Raw genomic sequence first — 25,839 nt, 5'->3', positions numbered from 1 at the left:
GCGCACGGTCGAGCGGCGCACGGTCAGTGATCCAGGTCCAGCAGCCGGGCCAGCGTCTTGGCGTCCGCATCGGGGAAGCGGTACTGGCCCATCTCCTCCAGCGCCACCCAGCGGTGGTCATGCACGCGCAGGTGGTGGATCTCCGCGTCCGGGTCGCTCAGGCGGCAGCGGAACACGCGGAAGTCGATGTCGTAGGTCGGGTACTCGTGGTGCGTGTGCATGACCTGCTCGAGCACCTCGATGCGGACCCCCATCTCCTCCTGGAGCTCGCGGGCGAGCGCCACCGCGTCGTGCTCCCCCTCCTCCACCCGGCCGCCCGGGAACTCCCACAGCAGGGGCAGCGACGCGGTGGGAGGACGCTGGGTGATGAGGTAGCGACCCATCTCGTTCTGGAGCATCGCGCCGACGACGCGCACGTGACGACGGGTCATTCACTTCTCCTCGATTGGAGTCCCAAAGATGGAAGTCGGGGTGCGGCGGCGTAACACAGCCCCTGCCCGGCGCCAATGCGCAAGGCCCCTCCTCAGGGAGCAGCGTGCGCATGCCCGGGACGCGTGGCCACCCCACCCGGCCCCGTCCCGGAGGCCGCGGTCCGGGGCCGTGGCGCCGGGGATCAGCAAGGGCTGGCGGAAGCCTGGACCCCGGGGGGAGCGGGCTGTTGGGGACTTCACGTCCCGGGGAGGCGCTCCCCGGCCGGGCCGCCGTCCACGAGGGGGGCGTGTGGGATTCAAGTGACGAGAGGGCCGGATGGCGCCATGCTCGGGGGATGACACAGAGTCGGAGAGAGCGGGCCGAAGCGCTTGGCGCCGCGCTGAAGGCAGCGCGGCAGCAGGCGGGGCTCTCCATGGAGGAAGTCGCGGAGCATCTGGAACTGGGCGTGGAAGTCCTGGCCCGCGTCGAGCGAGGGGTGATGGTCCCCACCATCCCCACGCTGAGCCGGCTGTGCGCCCTGATGAAGCTGGACCCGGACAGCCTGCCGGACCTCCCGGAGCTGAGTGACTGACGCGGCTGGCGGGCCCCTCTGCGGCCCGCCGGCGCGTCGCCCGTTCCTCTAGCCCAGCCGCCCCACGAGGTGCGGCTTCCCCTCCTCCGACAGCACCCGGAACGCCACGCCCGCGGACTCGCGAGCCGTCTGGAACGTCACCCGGGAGGGCAGCAGCAGGGGCTTCTTGAAGTCGCAGTCCAGGCGCAGCGCGTCCGCCTGGGCCGCCTCCCCCAGCTCCGCCACGCACCTCGCGAGCGTCCACATGCCGTGCGCGATGGCGCGCGGGAAGCCGAAGGGCTTCGCGGTGACGGCGGTGAGGTGGATGGGGTTGAAGTCGCCGGAGGCCCGCGCGTAGCGGCGCCCGGTGTCGGCGGGGATGCTCCAGGACGCGGGGCGGCTGGACGCGAAGCGGGTGTCCTCGGGAGGCGGGGCCTTGCGCGTGCCGTCCCTGTCCTTCCGGGGGGCGTGGCGGCGCAGCATGGTGCTGACGGCCTCCCACAGCAGCTCGCCCGAGTCCTGGGCCTCCACGCGCGTCTGGATGTCGAACTCGTGGCCGGCGGGCACCTCACGCTGGCCGTCGAAGCGGCAGGCCACGGTGAGCGCGGCGGTGTCCGGCAGGCGGCGGTGCTGCTGGAGGTGGTTGCGCACGTGCACGATGCCCAGCGCGGAGTACGGGAAGTCGGGCAGGCCCAGGAGCCGCAGGTGCAGCGGCGTCGCGAGCACCTGCGGATACGTGAGCGGCAGGAAGCCGTCGGCGTCGAAGCCGCACGCGGCGCGGTAGCGCTCCAGCAGCACGGGCGAGGCACGGCAGCCGTGCGCCCGCAGCGTCAGGTCCGGCAGCGCGGTGCCGCCCCGGGACTTCCCGAAGGGCAGCGCCGCGCGCAGGAGCGTGGCGGGCATCGACGGGAGCGCGTGCAGGTCGAGGATGGGAGCGGACATGCGGCGGATTCTCCGACACCTGTCCGCGCCGCGCGTGGGTTTTGTGAGCGCGTCAGCTCTTGAGGCCGTGTCTGCGCAGGAGCCGGTACAGGTAGACGCGGTCCATGTCCGCGGCGGCGGCGGCCCGGGACACCTTGCCTCCGTGCAGCTTGAGGAGCGCTTCGACGTAGTCGCGCTCGAAGTTCTCCAGCGCCCGGCGCCGTGCCTCCGCGTACGTCAGCGACGGGTCCACCGTGCGAGAACCCGTGGGAGCCAGGGGATTCGTGGCATCGGGCTCGGTGGGCGGCAGCGCGTCCTGGAAGACGAGGCAGCGCTCCAGGTGGTTGCGCAGCTCGCGCACGTTGCCCGGCCAGGCGGCGCGCTGGAGCCGCGCGAGGAAGTCCGGCGTGGTGAGCTTCGCCTGTTGCTCGGGCGTGGCGCCCAGCCCCGCGAGGATGCGCTCGACGATGAACGGGATGTCCTCCGTGCGCTCGCGCAGTGACGGAATGGAGATGCCCACCACCGCGAGGCGGAAGTAGAGGTCCGCGCGGAAGCGGCCCTCCTGGACCTCCTGGCGCAGGTCGCGGTGCGTGGCCGCGATGACCCGCACGTTGACCGGCTGGTACGTGTTGGAGCCCAGGCGGCGGATCTCCCGGTTCTCCAGCACGCGGAGGAGCTTCGGCTGGAGCTCGGCGGGCAGCTCGCCAATCTCGTCCAGGAAGATGGTGCCGCCGTCGGCCTCCTCGAAGGCGCCCACGCGCCGCTGGATGGCGCCGGTGAAGGCCCCCTTCTCGTGGCCGAACAGCTCGCTCTCCAGGAGGTTGGCCGGGAGCGCGCCGCAGTCCACGACGAGGAAGGGCGCGTTCGCGCGGGCCCCGGAGCGGTGGATGGCCTGCGCCGCGCGGCTCTTGCCGGTGCCCGTCTCCCCTTCCAGCAGCACCGTGGCGCTGCACGCCGCCGCGCACGCCATCCGCTCGAAGCTGGCCCGCGTCGCGACGGACGTGGCCACCAGGTCTCCGAAGGTCGCCCGCTCCGGCGGCGCCACCGGTCCTGCGTCGTTCGTCAGCTCCGGTGAGGCCTCCGCGTGCAACGGCTCGGCCTGCATCCGGTGTCCAGCGGAGGCCTCGGCGTACCCGGAACCGGACTGCAGGTCGTGCGCGGACAGGGCCTCCTCGTGGCCCGGCCCGATGCCCGTGAGGGGCTGCCTTCGTTCGGGCGCGACGGCCTCCGCGTCGTGCCGCGCGGGCGGTTGCCCCCCCGCGGAGCCGCTCCGCCCCCGTGCTCTCGACTGACGCCACCGGACCCCGTCCACGAACGTCCCCTGACGTTCACCCGGGGCCCGCGCGTGCGCCCCCTTCTGCTCCAGCTTCAGCTCGCAGTGGAAACGCGACACGGCGGACTCCTCGTTCGACAGGTTCATTGAGGACACGGCTCCCCCCGGGACCGGTGGCGTGTGGTGGACCGCGCTTCAGTAGGCGCGGAGGATCTTCAGGCGCCAGCCCTGCGGCCACAGCTCGTCGTAGCGGCCGCGGTAGCCGCTGTAGTCCGAGTCGTACAGCTGCAACTCGCTCGCGGTGCTCGGGCGCCACACCGCCGTGTAGAGCGTCTGGCCGTTCACCACGTACGGCTCCAGCAGCTTCAGGCGCCAGCCCTGCGGCCAGAGCGAGTCATACGTCGCGCGGTAGGACGCGTACGTGACGCCGTAGACCTGGACCTCGCCCTCGGTGCTCGGGCGCCAGACGGCCGTGTAGTACGTCAGCCCGTTCACCACGTACGGCTGGAGCAGCTTCAGGCGCCAGCCCTGCGGCCAGAGCGAGTCGTACGTCGAGCGGTAGGACGCATACGTCGCGCCGTAGAGCTGGATCTCGCCCTCCGTGCTCGGGCGCCAGACGGCCGTGTAGTACGTCTGCCCGTTCACCACGTACGGCTGGAGGATCTTCAGGCGCCAGCCCTGCGGCCACAGCTCGTCGTACTTCGCCCGGAAGGCCGTGTACGAGGCGCCGTAGAGCTGGAGCTCGCCCTCGGTGCCCGGGCGCCAGACGGCGTTGTAGTACACCTGCGTGCCCACCACGTACGGCTGCAGCGTGTGCAGGCGCCAGCCCTGCGACCAGAGCTGATCATACTTCTCGCGGTACTCCGTATAGGTGCGGGCGTAGGCCTGGAGCTCCGACTGCGTGCCCGGCTCCCAGACGGCGGTGAAGGTGCCCGGGAGGTTGGGGACGCCCACGTCCGTGTACTGGGTGATGCGGCACGCGGAGGTGTTGGGCAGCGGCACCTCGTTGCGGCGCAGCGCGCAGGCGCGGATCGCGGCGGCGGCGCTCGCGTTGTTCGCGTCGTAGTACGTGGAGCCCGGCATCATCCAGATGGGGGACGCGGGCGAGTGCGGGTTCTTCGCCACCTCCGACGTCGCGGTCGCGCGGACGCCCAGGTCCAGCGCCACGCCGTCGTCGTAGCCCAGCTGGTTGTTCGTGCCCATGCGGTGGCAGCCCAGGCACACGTTGCCGGCGACCTCCACCTTGTAGGCCTTCCACGTCGCGAAGTCCGCGCCGATGAAGCGGTAGGGCTGGTCGTGGTTGAAGCCGAAGTCCCCCGCGCCCGGCAGCTTGTTCACGCCCGTCACCTGCGTCAGGTACGGCGAGCGGATGAGCGCCCCGTTGTCATGGCAGCGCACGCACCGGATGGACGCCGTGTCCGCGGGCGTCTTCCAGCTCCACGCGCCCGTGCCCTTGGAGGGGGCCTTCACGTCCGCGCCGTAGAGTACGCCCAGCGCCTGGTAGAAGCAGGTGGCGCCGTTCTTCTTGTTCGTCTGGATGACGGCGATGTCGCCGTAGTAGTTCGCCGCGTTCCCCTGCTTGCGGCAATGCGCGACGATGGACACGTCCGCCGTGTCCTTCAGCACCTGGAAGCGGCTGCCCGGATCACACTGCTGGTTGAGCCGGTTGGGCCGGTCACACTTGCCGTTGACGTGGTTCGTCGTCGGGACGACCGTGCCCAGCTCGCAGTTGAAGTCCGGCACCGTCGCGCCGATGGCCGCGTCGCACTTGGCCGCGTACTGCTCCAGCGTGTCCGACAGCGCCGACGTCTGCTGCGCGAGGACGGGCTCATCGGAGGACGACACCAGGCGGTGCTCGGCGTTCATGCCGGAGCCCTCGCCACACGCACCCAGTCCGGCCGTGACGGCCAGGCCCAGGAGGGCCCACGCCGCACGCAACGAAGTCTTCATGATGAATGCCTCTGTCTTCCCTGGAGACACGCGCGACGCTGCGCGCGTGGAGGCATGCCTGCTTCGCCGTCAGCCGACGGCCGGACCTGTCACCCGGGACCCCTCCCAGGCGTTGTTCCCGCACCCCTCATGGGCCTTTACGCCGGGGCTTCTGGATATTCCCGGACATTTCCCGGGGGCTTTTTCCGAGGGGTCAGCGGACCGTGAGGTCCACCACGAACTCCGCGGCGCCATCGCCCTGGCGCGCCGCCTCCACCACGTCGGGCCGTTCGTCGCCCACCCACAGGCCCAGCACGTCGTACACCAGCCACTGCGCCAGGGACCGGGACGCCCCCTGCGCGGCGTCGCGAGGCACGCCGGACAGGGCGCCCTGCGTCTCCATCAGGGCCCGCGCCAGCCGCGCGGGCACCACCCAGCACTCCGGGCGCACGAAGGCGGGCACCAGGAAGAGGCAGAACGCGGCCTCCGTGCGGGCGAGCAGCGCGTCCAGGCGCTCGCGGCCCAGGCGGAAGCCAGGCAGCCACTGCCCCTCCCCGCGCTGCTCCAGCTTCGCCACCGGCACGCGGACGACGCGGCGCGTGCGCACGAAGCCCTCGCGCTCCACGGACACGACGAAGGCCACCTCCGCGCCACCGTCCGGAGGCGGAGCCGGCTGGCGGCGCACGGCCATGGACAGCGACAGCGGCGAGGCCACCAGCGAACCCAGGTCCGCCTGCACGCGCTCCAGCTCCGAGCGCAGGCCTTCGAGGAGCCCCGCGACCAGCTCCGACGTCTCCTCGCGGAAGCGCTGGGGATGGCGCTGGGCGACGTCCGCCTCCACGCGCCCCACCGCGCCCACGAGCAGGTCCTCCAGGTCGCGGTCGCGCAGCCACGTGCGGCCGCCCACGGGCACCGCGCGCGTCGCGTGCAGGTGGCGCAGGGAGGCTGTCAGCGTCGTGGGCTCGGAGGGCTCGAAGTCAGGCGCGTGCTTCCCCTGCCCCGCGCCCGCCTGGAGGAAGGCCTGGAGCGAGCGGGCGCGGAAGCGGGCCCGCGGGGAGGGGTGCTCCAGCAGGCGGCGCACCTGCCGCCGATCCGTGGCGGTGCGCACCAGGGCCAGCGTGGCCAGCTCCGCCTCCGACGAAGCCTCCTCCGGCGCGCACCACAGGAGGAACTCGATGGCCGCCTTGCGCAGCACGGGCTTGCGGCCCATGCGCCAGGTCACCTCCTTGCGCCAGGCGACCAGCCCGTCCAGGCCGGGCCGCGCGGGCGTGCGGAAGCGCGGCCACATCTCCGCGCACTCCTCCGCCAGCCACACCAGGTGCGTGAAGCCGGGCAGCGACTCCAGCTTCGCGCGAGCACGGGCGCGCCGCTCGAAGGCCTCCGGCACGCCGCGCCGGATGGAGGCGCGGAACAGCCGCTCCTCCAGCCACAGGAGCGTGAGCGCCAGCGCGGGCTCGGCCTTGCGCATCGTGCCCTGGCAATGGTCGAGCACGAAGCGCGCGTGGCCCAGGTCGGCGGCCGTCTCGAAGTCACTCTGCACGAGCGCGCCCAGCGCTCCGCGCAGCCCGTCCACCGGGGGCGCGTCGAAGAGCGTGAGCAGGTCGCAGAGGTTCTCCACCACCGCGGGCGGCCCGCCCACTTCCACCGTGCGCGCCAGCAGGAGCCCCGCGCGCGAGCACCAGTCCGGCTCCTTGCGCCCGTTGGGGTAGCACGCGAGGAAGCCGCGCATGCCGCCGCGGCCGTCCTCCGACGTGGCCAGCGAGAAGAGGCGCTCGCCCAGCACTTCACTCGCTTCGCGCCAGGGGATGCGCGCGGCGCGAGTGCGGATGAAGTCGGTGAGCTTGTCGCGGCCGCCGTCGCGGGTATCGGGGAGCAGCGCGCGCAGCTGCTCCAGCAGGTCCACCGACTTCGCCCCCGCGCCCATGACGTACTTGAGGTCCACCTCCACGGTGTCCTGGAAGCGCAGCGCGCGGCCGTCGTACGTGCAGGGCACGTCGCGCACCAGCGTCGACAGCGCCTCCGGGTGGCGCTTGAGGTAGCGCGTCAGCACCGTGGACACGGTCACGGTGCTCTCGCGCTGGATGCGCTCGGCGCTCTCCGTATCGCCCGCGTCGCGGAGCGCCGTCACCGCGGCGTGCTGCCGCGCGAGCAGCTGCTTCAGCAGGCCCGGGCGCGGCTCCTCGTAGGGCCAGAGCAGCTCGTTGAGGGTGGACAGCAGGAAGAGGAGCTCCGCCGGGGTGCGCTCTCCCGGGGACAGCCGCTCCCACGCGGCGGCCTGGGCCCGGTTGCGCTCCTCCAGGGACGCGCCTCGCACCCAGCGGGCGAAGTCCTCGCGCCACTCCGCGCTCGACGCCACGGCCTCTTGCGGCGCTGTCGAGGCGACGCGCGCATGGAGGGCCTGGAGCGGCTCCGGCCAGGAGGCTTCCACCAACGGCTGCGACAGGCTCACCCGGACCTCGAAGGACTTGCCGGAGCCAGCGCCTGGGCCACGGGGCTGGGGGCAACGGTGATGACCACCGACTTCGACGTGGGCGTGCGGCTCTTCTCCGCGAAGCTGTCCACCGGCACCAGCACGTTCGCTTCCGGGAAGTAGGTCGCCGCGCACTGGCGCGGGATGTTGTACGGCACCACCAGGAACTCGCGCGCCACCCGCGTCTCTCCCTGGAAGTGGCTGGTGAGGTCCACCTTCTGCCCCGCCGTCAGCCCGCGCGCCTTCACGTCCTCCGGGTGAAGGAACACCACGCGCCGGCCCTGGTGGATGCCCCGGTAGCGGTCGTCCAGGCCATACACGGTGGTGTTGTACTGATCATGCGAGCGCAGCGTCATCATCAACAGCTGCCCGGGCTCCAGCCGGTGGCGCGGCATCGCGTGCACCGTGAAGTGCGCCTTGCCGTCCTTCGTCGTGAAGCGCCCCTCGCGCGGACCGTTGGGCAGCGCGAACCCGTTGCGCTCACGCACGCGGCGGTTGAAGTCCTCGAAGCCCGGGATGCATCGCTGGATGAGCTCGCGCACCCGGTCGTAGTCCTCCACCAGCGACAGCCACGGCACCTTCGAGCGCGCTCCCAGCACCGCCCGGGCCAGCCGGGCCACGATGACGGGCTCGCTGAGCAGGTGCTCGGACGCGGGGGCCACGGCGCCGCGCGACGCGTGCACCATCCCCATCGAGTCCTCCACCGTCACGAACTGCCGCCCCGCCGCCTGCACGTCGTGCTCCGTCCGCCCCAGGCACGGGAGGATGAGCGCGCGCTGGCCATGCACCAGGTGCGCGCGGTTAAGCTTCGTGGACACGTGCACCGTGAGCCGCGCACGCCTCAGCGCCCGCGCGGTGAACTCCGTGTCCGGCGTGGCCGACAGGAAGTTGCCCCCCATCGCGAAGAACACCTTCACGCGCCCGTCATGCATCGCCTGGAGCGTCCCCACCGTGTCCAGGCCCCGGTGGCGCGGCGGCGCGAAGCCGAACTCCTTCGACAGCGCGTCCATGAACTCCGGCTTCGCGTGCTCCCAGATGCCCATGGTGCGGTCGCCCTGCACGTTGCTGTGACCGCGCACCGGGCACACGCCCGCGCCCTGCTTCCCGATGCTGCCGCGCAACAGCGTGAGGTTCACCACCTCCTGCACGTTGCCCACCGCGTTCCGGTGCTGCGTGAGCCCCATGGCCCAGCAGAAGATGGTGCGCTCGGAGCGCGCCAGGATGTCCGCCGCCGCTTCAATCTGCTCGCGCGGGACGCCGCTCTCCTCCACCACGTCGTCCCAGGACACCGTGCCCAGGTGCGCCACGTACGCGTCGAAGCCCGCCGTCCTGCCCTCGACGAAGGCCCGGTCCACCACCGTGCCCGGCGCCTTCGCCTCCCGCTCCAGCAGCGCCTTGCCCAGCCCCTGGAGCAGCGCCACGTCGCCGTTGATGCGCACCTGGAGGAACAGCTTGTTCAGCGCCGTGCCCGGACCGAACAGGTGCAGCACCTCCTGCGGGTGCTTGAAGCGGTTGAGCCCCGTCTCCGGCAGCGGGTTGACGCTGACGATCTCGCAGCCCCGGCGCGCGGCGGCCTGGAGCGCCGTCAGCATGCGCGGGTGGTTGGTGCCGGGGTTCTGCCCGATGACGAAGATGGCCTGCGCGTGGTCGAAGTCCTCCAGCGTCACCGTCCCCTTGCCAATGCCAATCGTCTCCGTGAGCCCCGTGCCGCTGGACTCGTGGCACATGTTCGAGCAGTCCGGCAGGTTGTTGGTGCCGAACTCCCGCACGAACAGCTGGTAGAGGAACGCCGCCTCGTTGCTCGTGCGGCCGGACGTGTAGAAGGCCGCCTCGTCCGGCGAGCCCAGCGCGTTCAGCTCCTCCGCCACCAGCGCGAAGGCCTCCTCCCAGGAGAGGGGCGTGTAGTGGGCCGCGCCCTCGCGGAGCACCATGGGGTGCGTGAGCCGGCCCGCCTTGCCCAGCCACAGGTCGGACTGCTCCGCCAGCCGCGCCACGCTCCACTCGCGGAAGAACTCCGGCGTCACGCGCTCCTGCGTGCCCTCCTCCGCCACTGCCTTCGCGCCGTTCTCGCAGTACTCCTGCACGGACCGGTGGGATGGATCCGGCCACGCGCACCCCGGACAGTCGAAGCCGTCACTCTGGTTGATCTTCCAGACGAGCTTGCCGCCGCGCCACGGGCCCGCCTCGGACAGCACGTGCTTGAACGCGCTCAGCACCGCGGGCACCCCGCCCGCCACCGTCTTCACCGGCCCCACGTCCGGAGCCCGAGCCTCCAGCGGTGTCTGCGCCGCCGGCACCGCCAGTGCGTTCCCGCCCCCGTCCTGTCCCTGCTCCATGTCCCACCTCTTCGCGCGGCGGGACTCTACCGCGCCCGCGCCTTCCCGGCAGGCCGGGGCCTTCGCCGCTGCCATCCAGGTAATCCGCTATTTCAAGTCTACCTGGGAGCATGCAGGATGGATTTCACGCGGAGTGCCCCCGGCGCTCCGTGTCACCCCGCTTCAGGAGGCACCCCCATGAAGGCCTTCCGCTCCGCCGTCGTCGCCGCGCTGTTCCTGTCCCTCCCCGCCCTGGCCGCCCCGGTGGTCCACAGCATCTGGTCCAGCCGCGGCCTCTACGTCGACGACAACACCGGTCACTACACTGTGACGAGCTCCAACGCGGTCGTCGCCTGGAACCAGTCCACCAACACCGCGTTCGTGAACTTCCACGGGTTCGCGGGCGGCAACGAGTACGACTTCGAGCTGGTGGGCTCGCCCGCCATCGCGACCAGCGTGGACGACATCAGCGGCATCTGGAACATCCGCCGCAACGGCGCGTTCATCTGCACGGGTTGCTCGGGCACCGCGTACGGCCTGAGCCTGCCCGTCGGCAACTACTTCAAGTTCTACGACTCCACGAACGTGTTCCACTTCAGCGCCTACATCGACGCGCGCAAGGACTACTGACGCACGGCGTCCAGCCGGCTCCGGAGTGACGCTGTCCCTGCACGCAAGCCCCCCGCGGCCCCGGGGGTTCGGTTAGGGTGGGCGCCCCCTTCTCCAGGAGTCTTCCGCATGTCCCGCATCATCCGCGCCTCTCGCGGCACCACCCTCTCCTGCAAGGGCTGGGTGCAGGAGGCCGCGCTCCGGATGCTGATGAACAACCTCGACCCGGAGGTGGCCGAGCAGCCCGGGGACCTGGTCGTCTACGGCGGCACCGGCAAGGCCGCCCGGGACTGGCCCTCGTTCGACCGCATCGTCGCGAGCCTCCAGAGCCTCACCGACGAGGAGACGCTGCTCGTGCAGTCCGGCAAGCCCGTGGGCATCCTGCGCACGCACCCGGACGCGCCGCGCGTGCTCATCGCCAACTCCAACCTCGTGGGCCACTGGGCCAACTGGGAGCACTTCCACGAGCTGGAGAAGAAGGGCCTGATGATGTACGGCCAGATGACGGCCGGCTCGTGGATCTACATCGGCACGCAGGGCATCCTGCAGGGCACCTACGAGACCTTCGCCGCCGCGGGCCGCTTCCACTTCGGCAGCGAGGACCTGGCCGGCCGCCTCATCCTCTCCGGCGGCCTGGGCGGCATGGGCGGCGCGCAGCCTTTGGCCGCGACCATGAACAACGCCGTGTTCCTGGGCGTGGAGATTGATCCGCACCGCGCCCAGCGCCGCGTGGAGACGCGCTACCTGGACGTCGTGGCCAGGGACCTGGACGAGGCGCTGGCCCTGGCGAAGGACGCGCAACAGAAGCGCGTGGGCCGCTCCATCGCCATCATCGGCAACGCGGCGTCGGTGTTCCGGGAGCTGTACAAGCGCGGCATCAAGCCGGACCTCGTGACGGACCAGACGAGCGCGCACGACCCCCTCAACGGCTACATCCCCACGGACCTGTCGCTGGAGGCCGCCGCGGAGCTGCGCAAGCGCGACCCGGAGGGCTACGTGAAGCGCGCCCGCGAGTCGATGATCATGCACGTGCAGGCCATGAACGACTTCCAGGCCGCCGGCAGCCACGTCTTCGACTACGGCAACAACCTGCGCGGCCAGGCGAAGGTGGGCGGCATGCAGAACGCCTTCGAGTTCCCCGGCTTCGTGCCCGCGTACATCCGCCCGCTGTTCTGCGAGGGCCTGGGGCCCTTCCGCTGGGTGGCGCTGTCCGGAGACCCGGAGGACATCCGCCGCACGGACCGCGCGGTGCGCGAACTGTTCCCGCAGAAGGCGTCGCTCAACCGCTGGCTGGACATGGCCCAGGAGCGCGTGGCGTTCCAGGGCCTGCCCGCGCGCATCTGCTGGCTGGGCTACGGCGAGCGCGCCAAGGCGGGCCTCGCCTTCAACGAGCTGGTCCGCAAGGGCGAGGTGAAGGCGCCCATCGTGATTGGCCGCGACCACCTGGACTGCGGCAGCGTGGCGTCCCCCAACCGCGAGACGGAGGCCATGAAGGACGGCTCGGACGCGGTGGCGGACTGGCCCATCCTCAACGCGCTGGTGAACGCGGTGAACGGCGCGTCGTGGGTGTCGTTCCACCACGGCGGCGGCGTGGGCATGGGCTACTCGCTGCACGCGGGCCAGGTCATCGTCGCGGACGGCACGCCGGAGGCCGCGCGCCGCATCGAGCGCGTGCTCACGTCCGACCCCGGCATGGGCGTGCTCCGTCACGCGGACGCGGGCTACCCGGAGGCCATCGACGTGGCGAAGGAGCGGGGCGTGCGCATTCCCGGCCTCACCGCCTAGAGTGCGCCGGATGCCACGACGCGTCCCAGCCTTCGTGATGACAGCGGTGATGGGGGTGCTCGCCGGCTGCACGCCCACCACCGCCGGGCCCATGGTGATGCGCATGGGCCCGGGCATGCCCGACGAGAACTTCTTCCAGCTGGGCCTGCGCGCCGGTCCCCGCCTCAACGCCCCGCAGCTGTCGGAGCGCGGGGAGAACAGCACGTTCCAGGGCGACGCGAAGCCCTTCCAGAATGATCAGTGGGGCATCGACCTGGACGGCTCGGTGACGGTGCCCGTGGACGACCGGCTGTCGTGGCACCTGGGCCTGCAGGGCGAGTTCGTCGGCCTGCCGGTGCCCGCCTACGGCGTCTACACGGGCGTTTCGTATTACGTCGGCTCGGAGCGGCTGGGCCTGTCCCCGGCCCTCTCCGTGCGGGGCGCGTCCGACTTCGGCCTGGGAAACAACGACAGCACCAGCAGCCTCTTCGGCGTGGAGGCCACCTGCGCCTTCACCGTGCAGCCGGAGCCCGGCATGTCGCTGGGCCTGGTGCCGTTCTTCAGCGTGCAGCAGTCGCTGGTGAACCCCGGCTCGCAGGTGACGACGCACTTCTACGGCGCCGTGGTGGCGGCGCAGGTCAAGTTCGGCGAGACGCGCACGAAGGTGGAGCTGTCCGGCGGCTTCGGCCGGGCGCGTTCGGGTGACACGAGCTGGAACGCGCCTGTCGTGGGCGTGCGCGGAGGACGCTAGAGCATGGAAGCCCTGGACCTGTGGGTGCGCAACACCTCCGAGGTGCTCACCGTGGAGGGCACCCACCGCGAGCCCGCGGAAGCCGCCCTCACCCCGCGCCCGGGCGCGGGCATTGGCGTGAAGGACGGGCGCGTGGCCTACGTGGGCCCGGAGTCCGGCCTCCCCAGGGGCGCGCTCACGGACGCGACAGAGCTCATCGACGCCGAGGGCGGCTTCGTGGGCCCGGGGTTCGTGGATCCACACACGCACCTCGTCTTCGCGGGCGAGCGCTCCGCGGAGTTCGACCTGCGCAACCAGGGCGCCACGTACCTGGAGATTGCCAAGGCGGGCGGCGGCATCGTCAACACGGTGAGCGCCACGCGCGCGGCGAGCGAGGAGCAGCTGGCCACGCTCGCCCTGCCCCGCCTGGAGCGGCTGCTGGCGCAGGGCGTGACGACCGCGGAGGTGAAGAGCGGCTACGGCCTGTCGCTGAACGACGAGCTGAAGATGCTGCGCGCGGTGCGCCGCTTGAGCGCGCTGTCACCGCTGGAGCTGGTGCCCACGCTCCTGTGCGCGCACGCCGTGCCCGCGGAGTACAAGGACCGCCGCGCCGAGTACCTGGACCTCTGCATCAACGAAATCCTGCCCGCCGTGGCGCGCGAGGGCCTGGCGCGCTTCTGCGACGTCTTCACGGAGGAGAGCGCCTTCACCGTGGACGAGTCGCGCCGCCTGCTCAACGCGGCCAAGGCGCTGGGGCTCACGCCGCGCCTGCACGCGGATCAGCTCACCGCATGTGGTGCCTCGGCGCTGGCCGCGGAGGTGGGCGCCGCCAGCGCGGACCACCTGGAGCAGGTGACGGACGAGGGCATCCGCGCGCTCGCCGCCGCGAACGTCACCGCCGTGCTCGTGCCCACCTCCACCCTCTTCCTGCGCATGCGCCCCTACGCGCCCGGCCGGAAGCTGCGCGACGCGGGCGTCAACATTGCTTTGGGTTCAAACGTGAATCCCGGTTCTTCCATGACGGAGAACACGGCGCTGGTGCTGGGGCTCGCCTGCCTGGAGAACGGGCTGTCAGCCGCGGAGGCCTACTGGGCCGCCACCCGAGGGGCCGCGCAATGCTTGGGGTTGCAACGGCAGGGACGACTGGCCGTGGGTGATGCGGGCGACCTTGTTGTCTTCGCCTGTCGCAGCTACAGGCATCTGCCTTATCATCTGGGTATCAGTCACGCGCGCGTGGTGGTGAAGGGTGGACGTGTGGTGTTTCGCGCGCGAATGAATCACTGCCCCTGAGTGGATGCCGCTGAACAACTGGCATCGGCCGAGGGGGCAGGTGGAACTTCCCTCGTGGGCCGGCCGTTGTAGAGATCAGCTGCCACCATGTGCCGATTATTTGGATTCAGATCCGCTGTTCCCGCCGCTGTGCACACCGCCCTGGTCACGGAGAGGAATTCCCTCCTCATCCAGTCGCGTGAGCACAAGGACGGCTGGGGTATCGCCACCTACGGACAGGAGTGCTCGCCGCTCGTCGCGCATGGTGTGGGCCCCGCGCACAGCGACCCGGACTTCGAGCGCGTGTCGAGCCAGGTGAGCGCGCGCACCGTGGTGGCGCACATCCGTCAGGCGAGCGTGGGCGCGGTGGAGCTGCGCAACTCGCACCCGTTCTACTTCGGCCGCTGGTCCTTCGTGCACAACGGCACGCTGCGCGAGTTCGCGAAGCACAAGGCCACCGTGGAGGCGCTCATCCACCCGGAGCTGCGCGTCAACATCAAGGGCACGACGGACAGCGAGCGCTGCTTCTACCTCTTCCTGTCGCGGCTGTCGGCGCGCGGGCCGCTCGACGGCACGGTGAGCGTGGAGGCGATGGCGCAGGCGCTCGCGGAGACGATGACGCTGGTGTCCACGCTGACGGACGTGCCGGGGAGCCGCGAGCCGAAGGAGCGCTCCGCGATGAACTTCCTCGTCACGGACGGCGAGGCGATGGTGGCCACGCGCCGCAACCGCACCCTCTTCATCTCCTCCGGAATCGGCGGTTGCCCGGAGTCCCTGCGCGCGCCCAACACGGGCGTGCCGCTGCAGCAGTTCCTCGTGGCCAGCGAGTCGCTTTGCGGCGGGCCCCACTGGGTCCAGGTGGATGAAGAGGACGTGGTGGGCGTGGACTCGCGGCTCGTGTTCCACCGCTGGAAGGTGCAGACGCTGGCGGACGGGGTGTTGAACCCGCGGCCGCAGGCCCAGCGCTCCCTGGCCTGATTCAGCCCAGCCACGCGTCGAGCAGTGCCGCGGGACGCGCGCCGAAGGCCTCCACGTCGAGGCTCCGCGCGTCCTCGCCCTCATGGCGCAGCGTGACGCGCAGGAAGTCGCGCGGCGCGGCCTGGGGGATGCGGTCCAACCACTCCACCAGCATCGCGTGGTCGCCGCCCACCAGGTCCAGGAACCCGGTGGCGTACAGCTCGTCGTAGTCCGTCAGGCGGTAGAGGTCCGCGTGGTACAGCGGGATGCGGCCCTCGTACGGGTACACGATGGCGAAGGTGGGGCTGGCCACCTCGGATTGCGCGACGCCCGCCCCTTCCGCCACGCCGCGCACCAGGTGCGTCTTGCCCGCGCCCAGGTCGCCAATCAGCCCCACGAAGTCCCCGGGCTGGAGCAGCTGCCCCAGCTTCACGCCCAGCCGGTGCGTCTCCTCCGGCGAAGGAGACACGAGCCGCCGCGAGCGCGTGGGCTGCTCCGCTCCGCTCATCGCTCCCACCGCGTCCACACGTGGCCCAGGCCCACCAGGAGGTCCGTGGCGATGAGGCCCATCAGCCCGCGCTGCTGCGCCATCAGGTCGCCCGCCAGCCCGTGCGCGTAGACGGCCGTCCGCGCGGACCTGGGCAGCGGGATGCCCTGCGCGAGCAACGCGCCGCACACGCCCGACAGCACGTCGCCCGTGCCGCCCGTGGCCATGCCCGCGTTGCCGGTGGGGTTGATGTACACGCGCCCGCCGGCCTCCGCGATGAGCGTGCGCGAGCCCTTGAGCACCACCGTGACGTTGAGCGACGTGGCCATGTTGAGCGCCACGCCCACGCGGTGCGCCTGCACGTCCTTCGTCGTCCGGCCCCAAAGCCGAGCCATCTCCCCCGGGTGCGGCGTGAGCAGCACGGGCCCCTTCGCCTGCCGCAGGACCTTGAGGTCCTCCGCCACCGCGTTGAGCGCGTCCGCGTCCAGCACCGCGGGCACCTCCACCGACGCCAGCAGGTCGCCAATCAGCGCGCCCGTCTCCGGCCCCCGGGGGATGCCCGGCCCCATCACCAGCGCGTCCTTGCCCTCCAGCGCGGCCTTGAGCGCCTCCAGGTCGCCCTTGCCCAGCGGGCCTTCACCCGGCAGCGCGACGCCCATGATCTCCGGCGAGTGCGCCATCACCCACGGCAGCGCCTCCGCGCGCGTGGCCACCGTGACGAGCCCCGCCCCGCTGCGCAGCGCGGCCAGGGCCACCATCGCCGCCGCGCCCGTCTTGCCCGGGCTGCCCGCCACCACCAGCACGTGGCCGTACGTGCCCTTGTGCGAATCCGCGCGGCGCTTCGGCAGCGCGTCGCGCGCGTCCTTCTCCTCCACGCGGAACAGCTCCGCCCCGGACACCGCGCGCGTGGACTCACCGCCCAGGCCGATGTCCACGCGCCGCACGTCGCCGCACAGCGAAGCGCCGGGCTCCAGCTCGTGCGCGGGCTTCACGAAGCCGAAGGCCACCGTGACGTCCGCCTCCACGCATGGCGTGAAGGGCTCCGCCGTGTCGCTCTGCAGGCCGGACGGCACGTCCGCGGCCACCACCTTCGCCCCCGCGCGCCGCCACCGCGCCACGGTGCCGATGGCGTCCGCGAAGACGCCCTCCGGCGCGCGCTTCAGGCCGGTGCCGAAGAGGGCATCCACGACCACGTCGCCCGGGCCCGCCTCAGGCAGGACTTCGAAGGCGCGCGGCGACTCCCCGAAGCCCTCCAGCGCCTGGAGGTTGCGCTTCGCCTCCGGGGTGAGCTTCCCGGTGTCCCCCACCAGCGACACCACCACGCGAGCGCCCCCCTCCAGCAGGAAGCGCGCGGCGACCAGGCCGTCCCCGCCGTTGTTGCCGGGGCCGCACAGCACCGTGAAGCGCCCGCCCGGGCCCGCGAGGCTCCGGGCGGCCTCCGCGAGCGCGCGGCCCGCGTTCTCCATCAACAACCCGGACGGCATCCCGTGCTGCTCTTGGGCGGCCTTCTCGGCCTCACGCATCTGGACGGCGGTGAGCACGCGCTGCATGGCTTCCAACCTCCCTACTTCGTCTGGAGCACCACCGTGGCCGCGGCCACGCCGGCATCATGGGTGAGCGCGAGCATCGCCTCCCACCCCCGCGCTTCCATCACCTCACGGGCCACGCCGGAGAGCACGAAGCGCGGCGGACCGCCCTCGCGCACCACCTCCATGTCCCGCCACTTCACGCCAGGAGGCACGCCCATCGCCTTCACCAGCGCCTCCTTCGCCGCGAACCGGGCCGCGTACGCGCTGGCCGCGTCATGCCGTGGAGCGCAGTAGGCCCGCTCCCCGTCGGTGTACACGCGCGCGAGGAACGCCTCCGCGCGCGGACCGCTCAGGATGCGCTGGATGCGCTCGATGGAGCAGAGGTCCAACCCCAGGCCGACGATGGGCATGGCCGGCTACCCCGCGTCGCGCATCAGTTCGAGCATCTCGCGCACCGCGCGCTCGAAGCCCACCAGCACCGCGCGCGCCACGATGGCGTGACCGATGTTCAGCTCGTCGATCTCCTGGATGCGCGCGATGGCCTGCACGTTGTCGTAGTTGAGCCCGTGGCCCGCGGCCACGCCCATGCCCAGCTTCGCGCTGGCCTTGGCCGCGTCCACGATGCGCGCCAGCTCCCGCGCGCGCTCCTTCTCGTTGCGCGCCTCGCAGTAGCGGCCCGTGTGCAGTTCAATCCGGTCCGCGTTCACCTTGTGCGAGGCGCGCACCTGGTCCAGGTCCGGATCGATGAACAGCGAGACGGCGATCTCCCCGTCCTTGAGGTTCTTGATGAGCTTCGCGATGGACTCGCGCTGGCCGGCCACTTCCAGGCCGCCCTCGGTGGTGAGTTCCTCGCGCCGCTCGGGCACGAGCGTCACCACGTCCGGCTTGTACTCGTAGGCGATCTTCACCATCTCCGCGGTGGCGGCCATCTCCAGGTTGAGGAGGGTCTGCACCGTGTCGCGGAGGATGCGCAGGTCCCGGTCCTGGATGTGGCGCCGGTCCTCGCGCAGGTGGATGGTGATCTGCCGGGCGCCGGCCAGCTCCGCCATCGCCGCGGCCGTCACCGGATCCGGATACACGGTGCGCCGCGCCTGACGCAGCGTCGCCACGTGATCCACGTTGACACCCAGTCGCTGTCCCATCGTCCCGCTCCTTGCGCTGGCGCGGTGCGGGAGGGTCCAAAGGCCCGGGCCCGCGCCGGCCCCTCTATTCGTGGCCGGCGTCCGGAAGTCAACCGCTGTCGCTAGCCGTTGAGCGCCTTGGAGAGCGCCTCGACGATTTCGCGGGCGTACGCCTCGTTGCGCGCCGCGTCCTCGCCTTCAATCAGCACGCGGGCCTTGGGCTCCGTGCCGGAGAAGCGCACCAGCACGCGGCCGGCGTTGCCCAGCTTCTGCTCCACGTTCTTGATGGCCTTCATCACCGTGGGCAGCTCACCCAGCTCCTTCTTCTGCTTCACCACGACGTTGAGCAGCGTCTGCGGCACCGGCTGGAAGATGGAGGCCAGCTCCGACAGCGGCTTCTGCTGGCGGCACATCACGGCCAGCAGCTGGAGCGCCGCGAGCGTGCCGTCGCCCGTGGTGGTGTGGTTCAGGAAGATGAGGTGGCCGCTCTGCTCGCCGCCCAGGCTGTAGCCGTTGCGGCGCATCTCGTCCACGACGTGCCGGTCACCGACGCGCGTGCGGACGACCTTCACGCCCCACTGCGCCACCGCGCGCTCCAGGCCGATGTTGCTCATCACCGTGGAGACGAGCGTCTTCTTCTTCAGCTCCTTGCGCGCGACGAGCTCACCCGTGCAGATGGCCATGATGGCATCGCCGTCCACGACGTTGCCCTTCTCGTCCACGACGATGAGGCGGTCCGCGTCGCCGTCCAGCGCGATGCCCAGGTGCGCGCCGTGCTTCACCACGGCCTTGGACAGGCCCTCCGGGTGGAGCGCGCCGCACTTGTGGTTGATGTTCTTGCCGTCCGGGGACACGCCCAGCGCGATGACCTTCGCGCCCAGTTCCTCCAGCACCGCCGGCGCCGTGCGGTACGCCGCGCCGTTGGCGCAGTCCACCACGATGGTCATCCCCTCCAGCGTCAGCTCGCGAGGGAACGTGGCCTTCAGGTAGACGATGTAGCGGCCCCGCGCGTCGTCCAGGCGGATGGCCCGGCCGATCTTCGTCGCCGTGGGGCGGATGTTGTCGATCTCACCGCTGGAGACCAGCTCTTCGATCTTGGCTTCCGTCTCGTCCGGCAGCTTGAAGCCGTCGCGCCAGAAGAACTTGATGCCGTTGTCCTGGTACGGGTTGTGGGACGCCGAGATGACGGCGCCCGCGTCCGCGCGCATGGACGTGGTGAGGTTGGAGATGCCGGGCGTGGGCAGCGGGCCCACCTGCTCCACGTCGACGCCCATGGAGATGAGGCCGGCGGACAGCGCCTGCTCCAGCATGTAGCCGGACAGTCGCGTGTCCTTGCCCACGATGACGCGGTGGCGGTGCGGACCGTTGCGGATGAGGTACGCCAGGGCGCGCCCGAGCTTCATCGCGACCTCGGCCGTCATCGGATAGACGTTGGCGACGCCACGGACGCCGTCCGTGCCGAACAGCCGCTCCGTCTTCTGCGCTTCCTTGGGGGGCATGTCCATCCTGTACGCCATGTGTGCCGCTCCACCTTTCCCATTGCCGGAAGGGCTCCGGCCACTCACGTCCGGGGGCTTATACCCCGTCCGGCACGTGGGCCCGAAGCTAGGGATGCGGTGCCACCCAGGCAAGCACCCGGGCGTGCGGACCTGAACAGCCCGGACGCCAGGGCTTGTCTCCGTCAGCCGCCGTACAGGTCGCCGCCGCCCCGGGCCCGCCGGATGGCGTCCGCCACCGCCAGCGCGTCCCGGGCCTCCCCCACGTCGTGCACCCGCACCACGTCCGCGCCGCCCAGCACGGCCATGGCGGCCACGGAGCCCAGGGTGGCCGACAGGCGCTCCTGGGGGCCCTTGCCGCCCGTCAGCTTCCCCAGGAAGGACTTGCGGCTGGTGCCCACCAGCAGGGGCTGCCCCAGCCCTCTCAGTTCCTCCAGCCGGCGCAGCAGGAAGAGGTTGTGCTCCAGCGTCTTGCCGAACCCGATGCCCGGGTCCAGGAGGATGCGCTCGCGAGGGATGCCCGCCTCGGTGGCCTGGAACATCCCCTCCTCCAGGTAGTCCATCACCTCGCCCACCACGTCGTCGTAGCGGGGGGACTGCTGCATCGTCTTCGGCGTGCCCTGGGTGTGCATCAGACAACACGCGGCGCCCGCGGCGGCCACCACGCCGGCCAGCGCCGGGTCCGAGTGGAAGCCGGTGACGTCGTTGATGAGGTGGGCGCCGGCCTTGAGCGCTTCCTTGGCGACGGCCGCCTTCATGGTGTCCACGGAGATGGGCACGGTGGAGCGGCGCTTGATGCCCTCCACGACCTTGAGGACGCGCGACAGCTCCTCCTCCGCGGACACCGGCAGGGAGCCGGGCCGGGTGGACTCGCCGCCCACGTCCAGGATGTCCGCGCCCGCGTCCACCAGCTTCAGCGCGTGCTCCACCGCGCTGGAGGCGTCCGGGAAGCTGCCGCCGTCGGAGAAGCTGTCCGGCGTCACGTTCACCACGCCCATGAGGTACGTGCGCGTGCCCCACTCGAACCGGCGCCCGCTCAGGGTCAGCGCCGGCATAGGCGGGGGCGACAGCACCTCCTCCAGCACGCGCGCCAGGCCGTCCGTGCGGGGCGACTTGCGGGCGAGCGAAATCAGCCGGTCGAACTGCTGGCGGCTGCCGGACAGCAGCACCTCGCCGGGATGGTCCACGTGTCCGCCCGGCGTCCAGGTGGGCAGCTTCTCGCGCTCCTTGGAGCCGTGCGGCGGCACCAGCTCCTCCTCGTAGGAGGGACGGCCCCCGGTGACGAGCACGTGCGCGTGGCCCAGCTCGCGCGTCAGGTGTTCGCGGTTGCGGACGGACAGGTTCAGGCGGCGGAGGACCAGCGACAGGTCGTCGGGACGGTCACGGCAGACGAGGCGGGCGCGCAGCACGGTCAGGACCCCTTCAAGAGCGTGAGGGCGGCAATGGGTCAGTGTCGCCGCTTCGCCCGGTCCAGGGAAGGGAGGACGGCGGGAAGCGGGCTCACAAAGCAGAAGGCCCTCCCCGGTAGCGGGAAGGGCCTTCGTCACTTCAGGCGGGAGGCCTTGAGAGGCGCTACGCCTTCTTCGGCTCCATGTTGGGCAGGCCCTCGAGCGCGTCGAGGATCTTCCGCTTGTCCTTCTTCTCCGTCGGCTTCGGCGAGGAGGACACGCGCGGCGCCGGGCGCTCACGGGTGAGCTGGCCGCCCTGGAGGATGATGTTCACGTCCTCGGCGTCGAGCGTCTCGTACTCCACCAGGGCGTCGGACACGCGCTGGAGCACGTCCAGCTTGTCCGTCAGCAGCTGCTTGCCGGTCGTGTAGCAGCCCACGACGATGCTGCGGACCTCCGCGTCGATCTGCCGGGCGGTGTCCTCGGAGTAGTCCTTGGACGAGTTGAAGTCGCGGCCCAGGAACACCTCACCGTCGCTCTTGCCGAACGCCAGCGGGCCCATCTTCTCGCTCATGCCCCAGCGGCACACCATGGCGCGCGCCGTCTCCGTCGCACGCTCGATGTCGTTCGCCGCGCCGCTGCTCATCTCGTTGAACATGAGCTCTTCGGCGATGCGGCCACCCATGGCCATGGTGATCTGATCGAGGATCTGCTTGCGGTAGCCGTTCACCTTGTCCTCGGTGGGCAGGCTCCAGGTGACGCCCAGGGCCTGACCGCGCGGGATGATGGTGACCTTGTGCAAGGGGTCGCAGCCGGGCAGCAGCTTGGCGAGGAGCGCGTGGCCGGCCTCGTGGACGGCCGTGTTCCGCTTCTCCTTGTCGGTCATGATCATGGACCGGCGCTCCGGGCCCATGAAGACCTTGTCCTTCGCCTGCTCGAAGTCCGCCAGGTCCACGCGCTCCTTGTTCTGGCGCGCGGCCATCAGGGCCGACTCGTTGACCAGGTTCTCCAGGTCCGCGCCCGTCATGCCGGGCGTTCCGCGGGCGATGACCTCCAGCTCCACCTCCGGGGCCAGCGGCACGCGGCGGGTGTGCACCTTCAGCACGCCCAGGCGGCCCTTGAGGTCCGGACGGGGGACGATGATGCGGCGGTCGAAGCGGCCCGGGCGCTGGAGCGCCGGATCCAGCACGTCCGGACGGTTGGTGGCGGCGATGAGGATGACGCCGTCGTTGGACTCGAAGCCGTCCATCTCCACCAGCAGCTGGTTGAGCGTCTGCTCGCGCTCGTCGTGACCGCCGCCCAGGCCCGCGCCACGGTGGCGGCCCACGGCGTCGATTTCGTCGATGAAGATGATGCAGGGGGCGTTCTTCTTGCCCTGCTCGAAGAGGTCGCGCACTCGGCTGGCGCCGACGCCCACGAACATCTCCACGAAGTCCGAGCCGGAGATGGAGAAGAACGGGACGCCCGCTTCACCGGCCACCGCGCGGGCGAGCAGCGTCTTGCCCGTGCCCGGGGGGCCCATCATCAGGACGCCCTTGGGGATGCGGCCGCCCAACTTGGTGAACTTCTTGGGGTCCTTGAGGAAGGCGACGATCTCCTCCAGCTCCTCCTTGCACTCGTCCACGCCGGCCACGTCCGCGAACGTGACCTTGTTGTGGCTCTCGCTGAGGAGCTTCGCCTTGGACTTCCCGAACGTCATCGCCTTGCCGCTGCCGCCCTGGAGCTGGCGCATGAAGAAGATGAAGAACAGGAACAGGAAGACGACGGGCATCCACTGCCCGAGGATGGTCAGCCAGAGGCTGTTCTGCTCCTCGCGCTCGTACTTCACGTCCACGCCGGAGGCGCGGAGCTGGTTGAGCACGGCCACGTCCGGAGCGGGACCCGTGGTCCGGAACTTGTCGTTCGAGTCGCTGAACGTACCGGAGTAGGTGTTGCCCTTGACGGAGACGGCCCGGACCTTCTTCTCCTCCACCTTCGTCAGAAGCTGGGTGAAGGTCGGTTCCTGCACCTGCTCGTTGCCTTGCGAGAAGAAATTGTAGAAGGCGACGAAGAGGACGATCAGGATGACCCAGAGCCCGATGGTCTTGTAGGTCGAACGCACGTTTCAGCTGCCCTTTCGGTACTCGGCGGGATGAGGGCCGTGCCAGGAAGAACCCCGGCGAGTTTCGTCATGTTGCCCGGCGCCCGCCCGTGTGCAGGCCAGCGACGGACCGTATCAGCAACAGCAAAAAGCCCTCAACTATTTAGGGGACCGCGACCATCCCCTGTTTCGAAGCTTCGACTCTATAACGGAGGGGTCCGCCGTTCGCTTGAAGCCGGCGGGAATGCCCACAGCGAGTGTCGGCAAGACGCCGTGTGGGAAGCGGCGCCAGGCTCGACGATGCGCGGCACGACCCCGGGAAGCCACAGCAGGGCATCGCGCGCGTCCACCACCACCGGCTGCGCGTCGCGCGCCTCCGCCGGAACGCGGGCATCCACCAGCGCGTCCTGCACCTTGCGGTGGCCCGCGCGCGTGCGGACGCGATCTCCCTGTTTCCTCGAACGCACCGTGAGTGGCCACGCCGTCCCCTCCTCCAACACCAGGGCCAACACTCCCGGGGGCGCGGATCCTTCCGCCACCTGGAAGCGCCACGCGCCAAAGTCCCCCCGCGCCCCCGGCCCCGCCAGCACCAGCGGCGCGGGAGGCGCCTGGGGTCCGGGCCCCACGCAGCGCACCCGCCCGCCGGTGGCCTTGAGCAGGAAGCCGTCGCTGAGCGGCATGACGCCCCCACGCGCCACCACGTCCCGCCCGCGCTCCAGCGTGCCGTGGTCCACCCGTGCGCCCGCCGCGACCAGGAGCCGCGCGAGCACGCGGCGCGACAGCGGCGGCTCCAGGGCGCGCAGCCCCACGGCGTCCAGGCCGCCTCCCTCCAGCGCCAGCCGCTCCCACGCCGCGTCCGCCAGCCCGGTGAGCAGGGCTTCGTCCTCGGAGGCGAGGCGCGCGAAGGTGGCCAGGTGCTCCACGGTGCTGAAGCCCGCCGCGCGGTTCAGCGCGGGCAGCACGTCCAGGCGCATGCGCGTGCGCAGGAAGGAGGGGTCCGCGTTCATCGGATCGCGCACGAACCCCACCTCCTCGGTGGCCAGGAAGGCGAGCACGTCCTCGCGCGAGCACGTGAGCAGCGGCCGGACGAGCGTGGGTGCGCGCGCGTGGATGCCTCGCGCGCCCCGGAGCGCGGCGCCCCGGGACAGGCGCATCAGCAGCGTCTCCGCCTGGTCGTCGAGCGTGTGACCGGTGGCCACGGCGTCCAGTCCGCGCTCCTGTCGCAGGACCTCCAGGGTCGCGTAGCGCGCCTCGCGGGCCCGGGCCTCCACGCCCGCGCCGGGCGAAAGCGCGAGCCGCCGGACGTGACAGGTCAGGCCCAGGCGCGCGGCCAGGCCCACGACGGAGGTGACCTCCTCCGCGGCTTCGGGCCTGAGGCCGTGGTCCACCGTCGCCACCTCCACGCGCAGCGCCAGCGCGTCGCGCACGCGCGCCGTTCCCACGAGGAGCGCGGTGGAGTCCGCGCCTCCGGAGACCGCGAGCAGCACCGAGCGCGAGGCGAGGCCGTGCCCGGCATAGGAGCGGGCGAGCGCGGCGGTCAGCGAGGGACGTTCAGGAGACGCGCGAGGCATGGCGCAGCGCTTGGAATGGAGGGAGGGGTGGCCGGGTTACAGAGTCGCGGTGGACGGAAGGCGTGGGGATGCATTCCATGATTCCCACAATGGATGGACGCGGGGCGGAAATAGAACGGCGCCTCACGGTTGTTGGTTGGACGTTCTGGACTTCATGACGTTGGACCTAGGGGTCCCCCCCCTCCCCCTCTGGGTCCACGGGGCCGCTCGGAGATTCGCTCCCTGCGGTCCCTCTTTCCGAAGCGCCCCGGTCTCCCTCGTGGAGGCCGGGGCGTTTCTCTTTTCGGCTGTCAACGCAGTGTCGGAAGCGGAGCGTTCAGCCTCCGGGCGCACGACTGACTGCTCCGAAACCGTTGACCCTTCAGGGCGTCTGTCGGATAACCGCTCCGGTGTGTTCAGGTCGTCACCTCGAATCCGCCCCGGAGACCCAGGCATGGCAGGCACCGACAAGCGCAAGCAGTCGCTGTACTTCCCCGAGGAGATGCTGAAGGAGATCCAGGAGGAGGCGAACCGGCAGGACCGTTCCCTCTCATGGGTGGTGCAGCAGGCCTGGAAGATCGCCCGCGACCGCATCAAGTCTTTCCCTGCCGTGAATGACGTCACGGGCGACGAGCGCACGGACCCGCGCGAAGAAAGGCCTTAAGGCAGGGCATGGCCACCACGGATCATCGCAAGCAGTCACTCTATTTTCCCGAGGACATGCTGGAAGAGATCCAGCGCGAGGCGACCCGGCAGGATCGTTCCTTGTCGTGGATCGTCCAGCAGGCATGGAAGGTCGCCCGCGCCGACATCCGGCGGATGCCTTCGGTCAACGACGTGCTCGGCCCCCTGCCTCCACGGCCGGTGGCTGCCGCGGCGCAGACGGCCACCTCCGCTCCGGCGGTGGTGACGTCCAGCGCCCCGGCCTCCTCGGACGAGCCCTCCAAGCCGTAGGGCGACGTCCACCCC

Annotated in this window: 22 protein-coding genes; 8 read left to right on the top strand and 14 right to left on the bottom strand. The window is 71.1% G+C overall.

Features of this window, described 5'->3' with window-relative positions:
- Positions 1-23: 23 nt before the first annotated feature.
- Positions 24-431: a (deoxy)nucleoside triphosphate pyrophosphohydrolase gene (locus AABA78_RS28565; protein ID WP_171412763.1), complete on the bottom strand. Its 408-nt coding sequence runs from the start codon at positions 429-431 to the stop codon at positions 24-26.
- A 110-nt stretch (positions 432-541) separates the two neighbouring features.
- On the opposite strand from AABA78_RS28565, the gene AABA78_RS28560 reads away from it, so the two are divergent.
- Positions 542-1,003, top strand: coding sequence for a helix-turn-helix domain-containing protein (locus AABA78_RS28560; protein ID WP_338267762.1), 462 nt, complete (start codon positions 542-544; stop codon positions 1,001-1,003).
- A 48-nt stretch (positions 1,004-1,051) separates the two neighbouring features.
- Here the strand turns inward: AABA78_RS28560 and AABA78_RS28555 are convergent, their stop codons facing one another.
- The 5 genes from AABA78_RS28555 to AABA78_RS28535 form a co-directional block, all read right to left on the bottom strand.
- Positions 1,052-1,924 carry a MaoC family dehydratase gene (locus AABA78_RS28555; RefSeq protein ID WP_338267760.1) on the bottom strand — a complete coding sequence of 291 codons (873 nt, stop codon included), beginning with the start codon at positions 1,922-1,924 and terminating at the stop codon, positions 1,052-1,054.
- Positions 1,925-1,976: 52 nt separating this feature from the next.
- Positions 1,977-3,323: a sigma-54 interaction domain-containing protein gene (locus AABA78_RS28550; protein WP_338267757.1), complete on the bottom strand. Its 1,347-nt coding sequence runs from the start codon at positions 3,321-3,323 to the stop codon at positions 1,977-1,979.
- Positions 3,324-3,371: 48 nt separating this feature from the next.
- The gene (locus AABA78_RS28545; protein ID WP_338267755.1) at positions 3,372-5,126 is read right to left on the bottom strand and encodes a hypothetical protein; all 1,755 of its coding nucleotides are present in this window, start codon (positions 5,124-5,126) and stop codon (positions 3,372-3,374) included.
- Positions 5,127-5,319: 193 nt separating this feature from the next.
- The gene (locus AABA78_RS28540) at positions 5,320-7,554 is read right to left on the bottom strand and encodes a hypothetical protein (RefSeq protein WP_338267753.1); all 2,235 of its coding nucleotides are present in this window, start codon (positions 7,552-7,554) and stop codon (positions 5,320-5,322) included.
- Positions 7,551-9,911 carry an FdhF/YdeP family oxidoreductase gene (locus AABA78_RS28535; RefSeq protein ID WP_338267751.1) on the bottom strand — a complete coding sequence of 787 codons (2,361 nt, stop codon included), beginning with the start codon at positions 9,909-9,911 and terminating at the stop codon, positions 7,551-7,553. The genes AABA78_RS28540 and AABA78_RS28535 overlap by 4 nt, the downstream gene beginning before the upstream one ends.
- Before the next feature lie 177 nt (positions 9,912-10,088).
- On the opposite strand from AABA78_RS28535, the gene AABA78_RS28530 reads away from it, so the two are divergent.
- The 5 genes from AABA78_RS28530 (at position 10,089) to AABA78_RS28510 (ending at position 15,240) form a co-directional block, all read left to right on the top strand.
- Positions 10,089-10,520: a hypothetical protein gene (locus AABA78_RS28530; protein ID WP_338267750.1), complete on the top strand. Its 432-nt coding sequence runs from the start codon at positions 10,089-10,091 to the stop codon at positions 10,518-10,520.
- A 108-nt stretch (positions 10,521-10,628) separates the two neighbouring features.
- A complete protein-coding gene (hutU, locus tag AABA78_RS28525; protein ID WP_338267748.1) occupies positions 10,629-12,284 on the top strand; it encodes a urocanate hydratase in 1,656 nt (551 codons plus the stop codon).
- 10 nt (positions 12,285-12,294) lie between these two features.
- Positions 12,295-13,014: a hypothetical protein gene (locus AABA78_RS28520; protein WP_338267746.1), complete on the top strand. Its 720-nt coding sequence runs from the start codon at positions 12,295-12,297 to the stop codon at positions 13,012-13,014.
- Positions 13,015-13,017: 3 nt separating this feature from the next.
- Complete coding sequence (gene hutI / locus AABA78_RS28515) at positions 13,018-14,283, top strand: imidazolonepropionase (protein WP_338267744.1); 1,266 nt, start codon at positions 13,018-13,020, stop codon at positions 14,281-14,283.
- Between the two features lie 87 nt (positions 14,284-14,370).
- On the top strand, positions 14,371-15,240 hold the full coding sequence (locus AABA78_RS28510) for a class II glutamine amidotransferase (RefSeq protein ID WP_338267741.1): 870 nt from the start codon (positions 14,371-14,373) through the stop codon (positions 15,238-15,240).
- Between the two features lies 1 nt (position 15,241).
- On the opposite strand, the gene tsaE is transcribed toward AABA78_RS28510, so the two are convergent.
- From tsaE to tilS, 8 genes are all read right to left on the bottom strand, one after another.
- Positions 15,242-15,727, bottom strand: coding sequence for a tRNA (adenosine(37)-N6)-threonylcarbamoyltransferase complex ATPase subunit type 1 TsaE (tsaE, locus tag AABA78_RS28505; RefSeq protein ID WP_338267739.1), 486 nt, complete (start codon positions 15,725-15,727; stop codon positions 15,242-15,244).
- Positions 15,724-17,256, bottom strand: a complete 1,533-nt coding sequence (locus AABA78_RS28500) for an NAD(P)H-hydrate dehydratase (RefSeq protein WP_338267737.1) — start codon at positions 17,254-17,256, stop codon at positions 15,724-15,726. The genes tsaE and AABA78_RS28500 overlap by 4 nt, the downstream gene beginning before the upstream one ends.
- A gap of 14 nt (positions 17,257-17,270) precedes the next feature.
- Positions 17,271-17,645, bottom strand: coding sequence for a holo-ACP synthase (locus AABA78_RS28495; protein ID WP_171412752.1), 375 nt, complete (start codon positions 17,643-17,645; stop codon positions 17,271-17,273).
- 6 nt (positions 17,646-17,651) lie between these two features.
- Entirely contained in the window at positions 17,652-18,377 is a 726-nt protein-coding gene (locus AABA78_RS28490; protein ID WP_338267733.1) for a pyridoxine 5'-phosphate synthase, read from the bottom strand.
- 101 nt (positions 18,378-18,478) lie between these two features.
- On the bottom strand, positions 18,479-19,873 hold the full coding sequence (glmM, locus tag AABA78_RS28485; protein ID WP_171412750.1) for a phosphoglucosamine mutase: 1,395 nt from the start codon (positions 19,871-19,873) through the stop codon (positions 18,479-18,481).
- A 164-nt stretch (positions 19,874-20,037) separates the two neighbouring features.
- Positions 20,038-21,261: a dihydropteroate synthase gene (gene folP, locus AABA78_RS28480; RefSeq protein WP_338267730.1), complete on the bottom strand. Its 1,224-nt coding sequence runs from the start codon at positions 21,259-21,261 to the stop codon at positions 20,038-20,040.
- A gap of 163 nt (positions 21,262-21,424) precedes the next feature.
- Complete coding sequence (gene ftsH, locus AABA78_RS28475; RefSeq protein WP_171412748.1) at positions 21,425-23,341, bottom strand: ATP-dependent zinc metalloprotease FtsH; 1,917 nt, start codon at positions 23,339-23,341, stop codon at positions 21,425-21,427.
- 182 nt (positions 23,342-23,523) lie between these two features.
- A complete protein-coding gene (gene tilS / locus AABA78_RS28470) occupies positions 23,524-24,891 on the bottom strand; it encodes a tRNA lysidine(34) synthetase TilS (protein ID WP_338267728.1) in 1,368 nt (455 codons plus the stop codon).
- A 433-nt stretch (positions 24,892-25,324) separates the two neighbouring features.
- Here tilS and AABA78_RS28465 point away from each other — a divergent pair, with 433 nt between their 5' ends.
- Both AABA78_RS28465 and AABA78_RS28460 read left to right on the top strand, forming a co-directional pair.
- Positions 25,325-25,534, top strand: coding sequence for a TIGR04563 family protein (locus tag AABA78_RS28465; RefSeq protein WP_014396356.1), 210 nt, complete (start codon positions 25,325-25,327; stop codon positions 25,532-25,534).
- An 8-nt stretch (positions 25,535-25,542) separates the two neighbouring features.
- Positions 25,543-25,824, top strand: coding sequence for a TIGR04563 family protein (locus tag AABA78_RS28460; protein WP_014396355.1), 282 nt, complete (start codon positions 25,543-25,545; stop codon positions 25,822-25,824).
- Positions 25,825-25,839: the final 15 nt, after the last annotated feature.

Source organism: Corallococcus caeni (assembly GCF_036245865.1).
In the GTDB taxonomy this organism is placed as follows: Bacteria; Myxococcota; Myxococcia; order Myxococcales; family Myxococcaceae; genus Corallococcus; species Corallococcus caeni.
The sequence above is the reverse complement of the archived record's forward strand: the minus strand, read 5'-3'. Positions and strand labels throughout refer to the sequence as shown.

Coding starts and splice junctions, on each gene's coding strand:
- AABA78_RS28545 (WP_338267755.1), bottom strand. CDS start 5,126: ATGAAGACTTCGTTGCGTGCGGCGTGGGCCCTCCTGGGCCTGGCCGTC.
- AABA78_RS28550 (WP_338267757.1), bottom strand. CDS start 3,323: ATGAACCTGTCGAACGAGGAGTCCGCCGTGTCGCGTTTCCACTGCGAG.
- AABA78_RS28530 (WP_338267750.1), top strand. CDS start 10,089: ATGAAGGCCTTCCGCTCCGCCGTCGTCGCCGCGCTGTTCCTGTCCCTC.
- AABA78_RS28520 (WP_338267746.1), top strand. CDS start 12,295: ATGCCACGACGCGTCCCAGCCTTCGTGATGACAGCGGTGATGGGGGTG.
- AABA78_RS28560 (WP_338267762.1), top strand. CDS start 542: ATGCCCGGGACGCGTGGCCACCCCACCCGGCCCCGTCCCGGAGGCCGC.
- AABA78_RS28465 (WP_014396356.1), top strand. CDS start 25,325: ATGGCAGGCACCGACAAGCGCAAGCAGTCGCTGTACTTCCCCGAGGAG.
- tsaE (WP_338267739.1), bottom strand. CDS start 15,727: ATGAGCGGAGCGGAGCAGCCCACGCGCTCGCGGCGGCTCGTGTCTCCT.
- AABA78_RS28555 (WP_338267760.1), bottom strand. CDS start 1,924: ATGTCCGCTCCCATCCTCGACCTGCACGCGCTCCCGTCGATGCCCGCC.
- glmM (WP_171412750.1), bottom strand. CDS start 19,873: ATGGCGTACAGGATGGACATGCCCCCCAAGGAAGCGCAGAAGACGGAG.
- AABA78_RS28490 (WP_338267733.1), bottom strand. CDS start 18,377: ATGGGACAGCGACTGGGTGTCAACGTGGATCACGTGGCGACGCTGCGT.
- AABA78_RS28510 (WP_338267741.1), top strand. CDS start 14,371: ATGTGCCGATTATTTGGATTCAGATCCGCTGTTCCCGCCGCTGTGCAC.
- hutI (WP_338267744.1), top strand. CDS start 13,018: ATGGAAGCCCTGGACCTGTGGGTGCGCAACACCTCCGAGGTGCTCACC.
- tilS (WP_338267728.1), bottom strand. CDS start 24,891: ATGCCTCGCGCGTCTCCTGAACGTCCCTCGCTGACCGCCGCGCTCGCC.
- AABA78_RS28495 (WP_171412752.1), bottom strand. CDS start 17,645: ATGCCCATCGTCGGCCTGGGGTTGGACCTCTGCTCCATCGAGCGCATC.
- AABA78_RS28460 (WP_014396355.1), top strand. CDS start 25,543: ATGGCCACCACGGATCATCGCAAGCAGTCACTCTATTTTCCCGAGGAC.
- AABA78_RS28535 (WP_338267751.1), bottom strand. CDS start 9,911: ATGGAGCAGGGACAGGACGGGGGCGGGAACGCACTGGCGGTGCCGGCG.
- AABA78_RS28500 (WP_338267737.1), bottom strand. CDS start 17,256: ATGCAGCGCGTGCTCACCGCCGTCCAGATGCGTGAGGCCGAGAAGGCC.
- AABA78_RS28565 (WP_171412763.1), bottom strand. CDS start 431: ATGACCCGTCGTCACGTGCGCGTCGTCGGCGCGATGCTCCAGAACGAG.
- hutU (WP_338267748.1), top strand. CDS start 10,629: ATGTCCCGCATCATCCGCGCCTCTCGCGGCACCACCCTCTCCTGCAAG.